General features: G+C 61.9%; 7 protein-coding genes. 3 read left to right on the top strand and 4 right to left on the bottom strand.

What is annotated here, in order from left to right; genetic code table 11:
• A partial coding sequence (locus WCA85_RS10995; protein WP_424063754.1) for an autotransporter strand-loop-strand O-heptosyltransferase occupies nucleotides 1-1143 on the top strand: 1143 nt, incomplete at its 5' end.
• A gap of 120 nt (nucleotides 1144-1263) precedes the next feature.
• Nucleotides 1264-6399, top strand: coding sequence for an AIDA repeat-containing protein (locus WCA85_RS10990; RefSeq protein WP_424063752.1), 5136 nt, complete (start codon nucleotides 1264-1266; stop codon nucleotides 6397-6399).
• A gap of 54 nt (nucleotides 6400-6453) precedes the next feature.
• Here the strand turns inward: WCA85_RS10990 and WCA85_RS10985 are convergent, their stop codons facing one another.
• From WCA85_RS10985 to WCA85_RS10970, 4 genes are all read right to left on the bottom strand, one after another.
• Nucleotides 6454-7455, bottom strand: a complete 1002-nt coding sequence (locus WCA85_RS10985; RefSeq protein ID WP_424063750.1) for a substrate-binding domain-containing protein — start codon at nucleotides 7453-7455, stop codon at nucleotides 6454-6456.
• Nucleotides 7456-7521: 66 nt separating this feature from the next.
• Nucleotides 7522-8082 carry a DsrE family protein gene (locus WCA85_RS10980; RefSeq protein ID WP_424063749.1) on the bottom strand — a complete coding sequence of 187 codons (561 nt, stop codon included), beginning with the start codon at nucleotides 8080-8082 and terminating at the stop codon, nucleotides 7522-7524.
• A 57-nt stretch (nucleotides 8083-8139) separates the two neighbouring features.
• Nucleotides 8140-8910 carry a ferredoxin--NADP reductase gene (locus tag WCA85_RS10975; RefSeq protein ID WP_424063747.1) on the bottom strand — a complete coding sequence of 257 codons (771 nt, stop codon included), beginning with the start codon at nucleotides 8908-8910 and terminating at the stop codon, nucleotides 8140-8142.
• Nucleotides 8911-9014: 104 nt separating this feature from the next.
• On the bottom strand, nucleotides 9015-9269 hold the full coding sequence (locus WCA85_RS10970) for a DUF4148 domain-containing protein (protein WP_424063745.1): 255 nt from the start codon (nucleotides 9267-9269) through the stop codon (nucleotides 9015-9017).
• A 344-nt stretch (nucleotides 9270-9613) separates the two neighbouring features.
• Between WCA85_RS10970 and WCA85_RS10965 the strand changes: the two genes are divergently transcribed.
• Nucleotides 9614-10705 (top strand): TQO small subunit DoxD, encoded by a 1092-nt coding sequence (locus WCA85_RS10965; RefSeq protein WP_424063743.1) that lies wholly within the window; start codon nucleotides 9614-9616, stop codon nucleotides 10703-10705.
• Nucleotides 10706-11023 lie beyond the last annotated feature (318 nt).

Genomic DNA, 11023 nt, shown 5'->3' with positions numbered 1-11023 from the left:
GGGCCGGCCGGCATCCGCTACGACTTCAACGACGGCTGCCGGATCACGCTTCCCGAAGGCGAAGGTGACTGGCAAGTGTGCATCCGTGACACGGGAACAGGAAACACGCTGTTCGAAACGAAGCTTGCGGCGGGCGGCGTTGCCAGTAGCAAGAAATATTTCGTGCCGTTCGAATTCACTATCAGCTCGCAGGGCAGGGAAGTGCTTCGTCATCGGCTGGACCTGAGCGGCCAGGAGGTGCTGGTTCATTTCCCGACGGGAACGCTTGGCGACACGATTGCCTGGTTTCCCTACGCGGTCAAATTCGAGCGCCACCACCAGTGCCGGCTGACGTGCGTGATGGGTGAAGCGCTGATTCCGCTCTTTCGCGACACCTACCCGTCGATTACGTTTGTGACATCAGGACAGGCGGAGCCGTCGAAATACTACGCGACCTACAACATCGGTCTCTTCTTTAACGATGAGGCGAACACCTATCAGCCGTGCGATTTCCGGCTGGTGGGGCTGCACCGCACGGCCGGATACATTCTCGGAGTGGACCCGGACGAGGCGCGTCCGCACGTGGCTCTGGCGGACGATAGCCGGCCGATCGAAGAGAAGTATGTGTGCATTGCGTCGCAGAGCACCACGCAGTCCAAATACTGGAACCATCCGGGCGGCTGGCAAGCAGTCGTACGATTCCTGAAAGAACACGGCTACCGGGTGATCTGCATCGACCAGAAGGCGACGCACGGCAGCGGCCTTGTCTGGAATCACATTCCGTACGGCTCCGAAGATCAGACCGGTGACACGCCGCTCGTGGAGCGCGCACGCTGGCTAAAGCACGCGGAATTCTTCGTGGGACTGAGCAGCGGACTTTCATGGCTGGCATGGGCCATGGAAACGCCGGTGGTGATGGTTAGCGGCTTTACGCATCCGGTCAACGAATTCGCCACGCCTTACCGGGTGATCAATTACCACACCTGCAACAGTTGCTGGAACGACGTGCGGGTGCAGTTCGACCACAAGGATTTCCTGTGGTGTCCGCGTCATGCCGGCACGCCGCGGCAGTTCGAATGTACGCGATTGATTACCGCGGAACAGGTGATGGAGACGATCCGGCGGATACCGGGCTTCACCGCGTCGCCGGCCCTTGCAGCGTAAAACCGGCAGCGTAGTAGCAATCGATAAGAAGCCTCAAAGGCATCAAGCAGAAAAACAATAAGCAAGAAAAAGAAGCGAAAAGAAAAGAGCACAAAGCTCCACGCAAACTCGGGGAAGCAGATGAAACGATTGACCTGGCGCCGCTGGTTTGGCGTCCGCACGTTCGGCCGGCGCTATCGTCGTTGTTCTCACTTGATCAGAGTGTTGCTGGCGGCGTTGTCGATCCAGCCGTGGATAGCACAGTATGTGGGCGCACAGACCGTCGTGAGCGGGGGCACGACCGAAACGGGTGCGACCGTGAGTGCGGGCGAGCAAGTGCTCGGCACAACCGCTGGCGACATCGTTGTGTCTGGTGGCCAGCAGAGTGTGGGGGCGGGCGGCGTCACAAGCAGCACGACGCTCCAGAGCGGCGGCAGCGAGATCGTTTCCGCGGGTGGTGCGGCGAGCGGCACGGTGTTGAGCGGTAGCACCGCCACCCTCGTGGTGTCATCCGGTGGTAGCGCCAGTGGCGCCTTGGTGAAACCTGGCCTCGTGACGGTCCTGTCGGGCGGTTCGGCCACCAGCACGACGGTGAGCGCCGGGGGCAGTCTCACGGTGGCGGCAGGCGGTCAAGCCAGCCTGACGACGATCCACTCGGGTGGCAAGGAATCGGTGTCGGGCACGGAGACGTCGGCAACGGTCAGTTCTGGTGGCAGTCAGACCGTCGCCGCAGGCGGTTCGATCAACACAACCCACGTCGTCGGTGGGGGCGCGGTGATCGTTCAGTCCGGCGGCAGCGCGTCGGCTACGACCCTCTCGGGCGGCACCTTCAGCGTCTCTTCCGGCGGCGTCGCGAGTGCGACAAAGTTATCTGCGGGCGGGATCGAGACCGTGCTTGGACAGGATGTGCTCGCAACCATCGGCTCGGGTGGCGTACAGACCGTTTCGTCGGGCGGTATCGCAAGCGGTGCGACGGTGGGTTCGAGCGGTACGCAGACCGTTTCTTCCGGCGGCCACACGAGCATGACGAGTGTGACCAGTGGCGGTACGCAGGGTGTTTTGTCAGGCGGTATCGCGAGCAGCACGTCAGTCGTATCGGGCGGTACGTTGACGGTCAGTGCAGGCGGTAGCGCCAGCGCGGTCACGCAATCCGCTGGCGCAGCGTTGAACGCGAACACATCAGCGACGGTAACCGGTACCAACGCCTCGGGTGCGTTTTCGATCTCCGGCGGCGTCGCCAGCAACGTGGTGCTGGAAAACGGTGGCGTGCTCACGGTTTCCTCCGGCGGCAGCGCGTCCGCCACCCATATCGGCAGCCGGGGTGCCGCAACCATCGTGGCGGGCGGCGCTGCAACCAGTACGACGCTCAGCAGTGGCGGCACATTGAATGTGTCATCGGGTGCGACGGCTACGGCGGTCACGCAGGTATCAGGCGGCGCGCTGATTACGAACACATCGGCGACGGTGAGCGGCACCAACGCTTCGGGTGCGTTTTCGATCACCGGCGGCGTCGCCAGCAACGTGGTGCTGGAAGACGGCGGCGCGCTGACGGTTTCGTCCGGCGGCACTGCATCCGCCACTCATGTCGGTAGCCGGGGCACCGCGACCATTGCGACGGGTGGCACTGCAACCAGCACCACGATCAGCAGTTCGGGCGCGATGAACATTTCAACGGGTGCGAGCGCAACCAGCACGACGGTCAGCAGCGGCGGCACGCTGAGTGTTTCATCAGGCGCGACGGCGACGGCGGTCACGCAGCTATCAGGCGGGGCGCTGGTCACGAATACGTCGGCGACGGTGAGCGGCACCAACGTTTCAGGTACGTTTTCGATCTCGGGCCGGGTTGCCAGCAACGTGCTGCTGGAAGACGGCGGCGTGCTAACCGTTTCCTCCGGCGGTAGCGCTTCGGCCACCCATGTCCGTAGTCGAGGCACCGCGACCATTTTGTCGGGAGGTTCAGCGACGCTCACGACGGTCACCAGTGGCGGTCTGGCAGTCGTATCGTCGGGCGGACGTGCGACAACCATCAGCGTCGGAAGCGGCGCCGTGCTGCAAGTTTCCGGCGGTGGCACCGCAACCAACGTTACGCAATCCGCGGGCGCGGCGCTTGTGACCAACACGTCGGCGACGGTGAGCGGCAGCAACACATCGGGCGCGTTCACTATTTCGAGCGGCGTCGCGCAGAACGTGCTGGTCGAGAACGGCGGCCAGCTGACCGTTCTGGCCGGCGACACGGCGAACGACACGCTGGTCGGCAGCCGTGGCAGTCAAACGGTGTCGTCGGGCGGGTTGTCGTCCAATACGATCGTGAGATCCGGAGGTAGCAGTATCGTTCTGACCGGGGGCGTCGCCAGCGGCACGACGGTAAGTAGCGGCTTCGAAATTGTGTCGGGTGGCACGACCATCGGTACGGTCGTCAGTAGTGGCGGCCAGCAAACGCTTTTGTCCGGCGGCTCGGCGTCGGGTACGACATTGAGTAGCGGCGGTACCCAGACTGTGTCTGCGGGCGCCTCGGCGACAGGGACGATCGTCAGTAGTGGCGGCCAGCAAACGCTCTCGTCCGGCGGGTCGGCCACGGGCACGACATTGAGCAATAGCGGTACGCAGACTGTGTCTGCGGGCGGCGCGGCGTCGGGGACGATAGTCAGTAGCGGCGGGCAGCAAACGCTCTCGTCCGGCGGGTCGGCCACGGGCACGACGTTGAGCAATGGCGGCAGGCAGGTTGTGTCTTCGGGCGGTGCGGCGTCAGGCACGATCGTCAGCAGCGGCGGCTCGGCGACCGTTCTGGCAGGTGGTGTCACAAGCGGCACGATTGTCAGCAACGGCGGCCAGGAAATCGTTTCGTCGGGCGGCGCGGCTCAAGGGACATCGGTCGGTAGTGGTGGCCAACAGAACATCCTCTCGGGTGGCACGGCGAGCGGCGCGGTGGTCGCAAGCGGCGGCCAGCAGTCGGTCTCTGCGGGCGGTGCCACGACTGGCACCACGGTTGACAGCGGTGGCTCGCAGTCGGTTCAGTCGGGTGGCGTGGCGAGCGGCACGTTCGTCAGCAGCGGCGGCGTCCAGACCGTATCTTCGGGCGGGGCGGCGAGCGGCACGCTGGTCGATTCGGGCGGCACGCAGACAGTCGATTCCGGCGGAGTTACTTCCGGCACGGTCGTCAGCAGCGGCGGTATCCAGAATGTATCGTCGGGCGGGATGGCGAGTGGCACACTGGTCAATTCGGGTGGCACGCAGACAGTCGCTTCTGGCGGCGTTACTTCCGGCACTGTCGTCAGCGGCGGCGGTATCCAGACCGTATCGTCGGGCGGGATGGCGAGCGGCACGCTAGTCAATTCGGGCGGCACGCAGACAGTCGTTTCCGGCGGATTCACTTCCGGCACTGTCGTCGGTAACGGCGGCACGCAAAACGTCCAGTCGGGCGCGACGGCGAGCGGCACGGTCGTATCCAGCGGCGGTACTCAGACGGTGTCGAGCGGCGCGACGGTCAGCGGTTCGCAGGTGTTGAGCGGCGGCTCTCAGCTCCTGCTCGGATCGCTCACGAATCCGGTGGTGCTGCCTGGCGGCACGTTGACAATCGGACAAGGCGCCGCCACGGGCGATCTGGTTGGCGCGACCGTGGACAACGGCTTGCTCATCTTCAATCGCCCCGATACGGTGACCTACGCGGATGCAGTGTCGGGTGCCGGCCGGATCGAGCAGGAGGGCACCGGCGCGCTAGTGCTCAACGGCAACAGCACCGCGTTTTCAGGAATTACCGAAGTTGCGACGGGCACCCTCGAAGTCGGTGATATCAACACGCCGGGCGCGGCGCTGGGTGGAGACGTGCTGGTCGACGCTCCCGGCACGCTGCGCGGCCACGGCTCGATTAGTGGCAACGTGACGAACAACGGCGCGGTGATGCCCGGTGGCACGATTGGCACGTTGTCGGTCAATGGTAACTACACTCAGGCGGCGAGCGCGAGCCTCGTCATCGAAGTGAGCCCGACTGCGGGCTCGCAACTGAATGTTGGTGGAACGGCGGCGCTGAATGGTGGCCTCGCGATTGTGTACGACCCAGGCACCTATACGGCTAAGCAGTACACCTTACTGACAGCAACGGGTGGGGTCAACGGGCAGTTCACCAGCGTGAGTAAGACGGTCTCCGCCGGCGCGAATCTCGGTTCATTGCAACAGGCGATTAGCTACGGCACGAACGATGTCGATCTCGTATTGACCGCCGCTCCGCCCGTGACTCCGCCGGTGACTCCACCCGTCACTCCGCCCGCGACTCCACCGGTGACTCCACCCGTCACTCCGCCGACCACTCCGCCCACGTCGCCACCTTCGACCACCCCCACGGTGATTGCACCGGTCGATACCAGCATTTATGCGGCGCTTGGGTCGACGGTCTCGCTAGATACGCAGGCCGTGAACGCGGCGCTGCTCGACCGGCTCAGCGGAGCGCCTGGTGCGACGGGTAGCAGCGCTGACACGTGGATTAACGCAACCGGCGCACAGACAAAGGTGGGAGGCACAAACGGCGACCCTGGCTTCGAGGCTCACCAGTATGGTTTCCTGGTTGGGCACGACCGGCGGGTGGGCGATTCCACGCTAGGGATCGCCGCTGGCTACACGCATGCTGATGTCGACGAACAGGGCACCGGTGATTCTGCGACGACCGATACGCTGCGCCTCGCGCTGTACGGCAGCCGCTGGTTCGGTCCGGTAGACGTGTCGGCGACCACGGGTTACGGCCTCGACTTCCTTACGCAGAAGCGGCCGTTCGGCCCGATCGGCACGGCCGAAGGCGATCACATGGGGCAGGAGTTCGCTGCAGCGGGACAGGCCAGCCTGCCACTTACACTGGGCAGTGTCGTGCTGACGCCGCGTGTCGGGTTGCGTTACGCGTACTTCCACGGTAACGCGTTTGACGAGAGCGGCGCAAATGGACAGGACCTGTCTGTCGGCACCGACAATGTCCATAGCCTTCAGCCTTATGCGGAGGTGACACTAGAGAAGGCGTTTGGCAGCGCGCTGAAACCGGTGAACGTACAACTGCGGCTTGGTTACGCGCACGAACTGCTGGATACGACCCGTGCTGTAACGGTTGCCGCGCAGGATGGCACGCTGTTCGCCGCGCAGGGAACAGGCTTGCCGCGCAGCTACCTGACAACGGGTGTCAGCGTGAGCCTGCAGCCGACGAAATCGCTCGCGGTGTCGCTCGGCTACGATGCGCTGATCAACATGAATCATGGCTCGGCGCAGGCAGCGACGATGAAACTCGACTACCGGTTCTGATTCATCGTTGACCTTGCGTTCCCTGGACACGAGCGCTGCTTCCACTGTCTCAAGTTAGCCGCTGCTTGCCTCATAGGGCTTGAATCCATACTGTTCGAAGATCGCAAGTCCTTCTGGCGACCGGATGAAATTCAGCCAGCGCTGCGCTGCGGCGGCGTGCGGTGCGTTCTTCGCTACGGCGCCCGCATAGATAGCGGTTGTGTTGTCGGCCGCTGGAATGTCCACATGACCGATGGGATGGCCGGCCTGCTCCTGGAACATCGCTTCAGATTGCCACGTAACACCCGCCTGTGCCTTGCCCTGCATGATCCACAGCGGCGTCTGCCGGTGATGAATGTGCGTCAGCACGGTTGAACCATCGGCAACCTTGGCGCCATAAACTTCGTTCAGTAACTCGTCGCCACCGGCATGTTCAAGCGAAGCCTTGATCTGCTGCGCAATGCCTTCGAATTCCGGATTCGGCATGGCCAGCTTGATGTCTGGCTTGCCCAGATCGGCGAGTCCGGTGATGTGCGCCGGATTGCCTTGCGGCACCATGATCGTGAGTGTGTTGGTTGCATAGGGTACGGCGGGTCCTTGCAGACTACCTGCGTCAATCTGCTTTTGCACGGCCTTTAGTCCTGCCAGGTAGACGTCGGGCGGGACGGTCCACGTCATGTTGCCGACCGTCACGGTTCCGCCGTTTTCCATCTGCTTCACCAGCAGGCCAGGCGGAATTGTTTCCCAGTAAATGTGGCCTTTGTACTGCGGATAACGGGCTTCGAAGGCGTGCACCAGCGGCGCCATCGCAAAGAAGTAGTTGCCGCCAACGTACAGCGAGAGCTCCGGACGAATGGGGTCGCCATGAAAGTCGGCCAGGTTGTCGGCGTCGGGTTCGGTGAAGGACAGGCCGCGTTCTGTCGCGTCGTTGTTTGCGCCGTGCTGCCAAGGTGGATAGACACCTTGATTCGAAGACTGGGTGGCGTCCGCAGATTGAGCGTGCGCCATAGAGATGGCCAATGCACTGAATGTGCAGACGAGACAGGCAATCGCAGCTTTTGTAGTTTGATGGATCATGAGCTTGACTCCAGGTGATGTCAGTCCGCGGTGCCACCGAAAAGCAGCACACCCGGCGCAAATGGGTTACAGAGGCATCAGCGCATAGCCCTGCTGTTCGAGGGTCGTGACGGTAGTCAAACCCGAGAGGGCAAGAGTCACATTCGCGTCCACCCAGTCGTACCCGAAATGATGCTCGGCCACCGCCTGTCCGCAGACGGCGACGGTCACGCCAGCCTTCTTCAGTTCGGCGATCAGGGGAAGATTGGGATTGGGCACGCCGTACGCGGCTTGATAGTGAGCATCGTCGAGTACGAGCGCCGTTGCTGCACCATATGCAACGGCAACGAACTTCAGCTTTGCCAACGGCACGCCCGAGGCCACATAAAGGTTGACCGTTCGTGCCACCCGATCCAGCGCCGGGTTCACCTTGCCTGGGTCTTTAGCGTCCTGAGTCAGGGCGAACACGACCTTGTATGCGTGGCCCGGTTGAGGCTTGAATGCACTGTCTGGGAGATAGTGGATATTGCCGTAACCCTGGATGGTAGGTGTGGTCCAGAACCCGGCGGGTTCTGACGGCGCTGCGTGGGCCGAAACTGACGCGACGGCAACCAGCGTTGCGGCCATAAGTGTTTTGATTCTGCGCATGATGAGTGTCCTGTTGGTGGTGTTGCACGGGGAGGTGAACGATGTGAACCGGGCGCGTTACGATACGAAGGCGCGCTCCACAACGTAATGTCCGGGCACCGATTGGCCGCCCTCCTCAAAGCCCCTTGCGTCGAGTAGCGCGCGCGTGTCGCGCAGCATCGCAGTACTGCCGCACAGCATGATGCGATCACGCTCAGTGGAAAATGACGGCAATCCAGTGTCCGTGAAGAGCTTGCCGGTCTCGATCAGATTGGTGATGCGTCCGGCGTTGGCAAAAGGCTCGCGCGTGACCGTCGGGTAATAGATGAGTTTTTCGCGCACACTCTCACCGAGGATTTCGTGTTGGGGAAGCAACTCGGTGATGTAGTCCCGATAGGCGAGTTCGCGAACGTGCCGACAGGTATGCGTCACCACGATCCGATCGAAACGCTCGTACACAGAGGGGTCACGAATCACACTCATGAAGGGTGCGAGTCCCGTTCCGGTGGACAGTAACCACAGCACACGACCAGGCAACAGATTGTCGACGATAAGTGTGCCGGTGGGTTTGCGGCCAATGAGCAGCGTATCTCCGGTGTTCAGATGCTGCAGTCGCGAGGTGAGCGGACCGTCGGGAACCTTGATGCTGAAGAATTCCAGTTCTTCGTCATAGTTCGCACTTGCGATGCTGTACGCACGCAGCAGCGGTTTGCCGTCCACTTCGAGTCCGACCATCGTGAACTGCCCGTTTTCGAAGCGAAACGCTGGATCGCGTGTGCAGGTAAAGCTGAAGAGAGTATCCGTCCAGTGACGCACGGTAGTGACGGTTTGCAGATTCAGATTGCTCATGGCTCAAACAGGTCCTGGCTGGTATCGGGGGACGGTGCGATTAAAGGAAGCCGGCGCGCAGTTGATCCGCGTGCCGGCCTCGCCGCATGGCGGCCGGCAACGGTTCAACTGCCCTCGTAGAGTGCGTTGATACGCGCAAGCGAACCGTCCTTTTCTGCCCTGACCAGTTCGTCGTAGACCTGCTTGCGAGTGAGACCGTGCGGCTGCACCGTTTGATGTGCTAAACCCGTTACCTGCTGTGATTGCACAGTTTGCCTTGAAGCCGCACTGGCTAGCAATTGGTCAGCATGAGCCGTCACGCAAAACACAGAAGTAGCGATCGTGAATGCCGCGGTAGCGGTAGAGAGATACTTGTTCATTGCAACTCCTTACACTGGGTTAGTTGTTCAGACCTTCGAGACCGGCTGGTCATTCGAAGGCATGGATGCAGTGTAGGGAGGTCAGTCGCTTCAGAAAAATACAATAGTTATATCTCTGCCATGCCTCGCTGATATACGACCACTGGCCGCTTGAAGATGAAATTTATTTTAGATTCGGCGAATACCAAAAACGTATGGCGCCAATGCGATTAAGGTATTTTTCCGGTCAGTCCGCCTTCTATACGCTGCACATCCATGACTGGCCGATCCGCAGCAATGCCTCGAATGGGTCGCGAATTTTCAGTCAGACGACGAACATGACCATCCATTTCCGAGGTTCTTCCATGAGTACGATTGCATACCCGGCAGCGGGCCGCGGACGCGTAGCGAGCGATGCTGAGCAGCGCGCATGGCGTATTTCCGCCATTTCCCTGATGTCGGTCCGGGTCATCCAGGGGTTCATCTACTGGGGCGGCGGATCGCGACGCTTCATCTATGCACCGGGTAAGCTCAACCCGCATGCTGCCCACTGGATGGCCAACAAGTTCCAGACTGCGATGCCGGGCGCGCTCTTCGGCATGGGGCATGTGATCAGCTTCATGCTGCATCACTTTTACGTGCTTTACGCCGGCGTTATTCTGTTTAGCGCTGCCGAGCTGATCGTTGGGCTCATGCTGATGCTTGGACTGTTCACGCGTGCGGCCGCGGTGACCTCCATGGGGTTTTCCGTCGTCCTCATGCTGATGTTCGGCTGGCAAGGCGCTACCTGCATTGATGAATGGACCATGGCGGCCTGCAACCTTGCCATGGGAGCGACCTTGATGCTGGGGGGGAGTGGGGCATGGTCGCTGGATAACGTTCTGCTGCGCAAAAAGCCTCAGCGGGCGGATAGCAGTTGGTTCCGCTGGGCATCGGGCTCAAGGGCATTGCCAGTTTCCGACCTCGGCTTCCGTAATCTGGCGCTCGCCGTACTGGCCTTTGTGGTCGTGTTCAACGTGGGCACATACAGCTACTACCGTGGCTCCGTGGTGACGCCGTTTCATGGAGGCCCGGTTAGTCCGACCGCGCATCACCTGACGCTGACCGAGGCAGTCGTTCTTCCCGACGGCAGTGTGCGTTTTCACGTCACGCTTGATGCGGGAACACCTGAAGCTCCCGTCCACGTTGTTGAGGCTGCACTGCTCGATGCGAGCGGGGCGCCGGTGGCACAGTGGGATACGGAAGCGCTTTCGAAGATGTCGAAGACTTCGTTCGCGAACGACTACGCTTACAACAAGTTTGGCCCCGGACCGTTCGGTCTGCGAGCGGCAATGGGTGCTGCTTCGATGATCACGCTTCCGGCTCCAGCCGTTCATGCGGGGTCGGTCGCCAGCGCACGTACGCTGCGATTGACGGATGTCGATGGGCGGGTTTTCCAAACCTCAGTTCAGGACTGACTCTCGCCGCCATGACGCACCATCGGCGCTTCATACGACCGTGCGCCATGGCCCGATCAATCCCTCGCAGCGCAACCGGAGCGCCGGCCGCCGGAATGCCGGCCACCGGAATGCCGGCCGCCGGAGCGCTGCGTGTAACGAAAACTGGGGTCCCCGAATGTACCAATACGATCAGTACGACCAGACCATCATTGACGAACGCGTCGCGCAGTATCGCGACCAGGTTCGGCGCCGGCTGTCGGGCGAATTGAGCGAAGAGGAGTTCCGTCCGCTGCGTCTGCAGAACGGCCTCTACCTGCAGCGTCACGCGTACATGCA

The sequence above is a fragment of the Paraburkholderia sp. genome (genome assembly GCF_049581445.1).
Taxonomy (GTDB): Bacteria; Pseudomonadota; Gammaproteobacteria; order Burkholderiales; family Burkholderiaceae; genus Paraburkholderia.
Note: the sequence above shows the minus strand (reverse complement) of the source record. Positions and strands in the feature narration are given on the sequence as shown.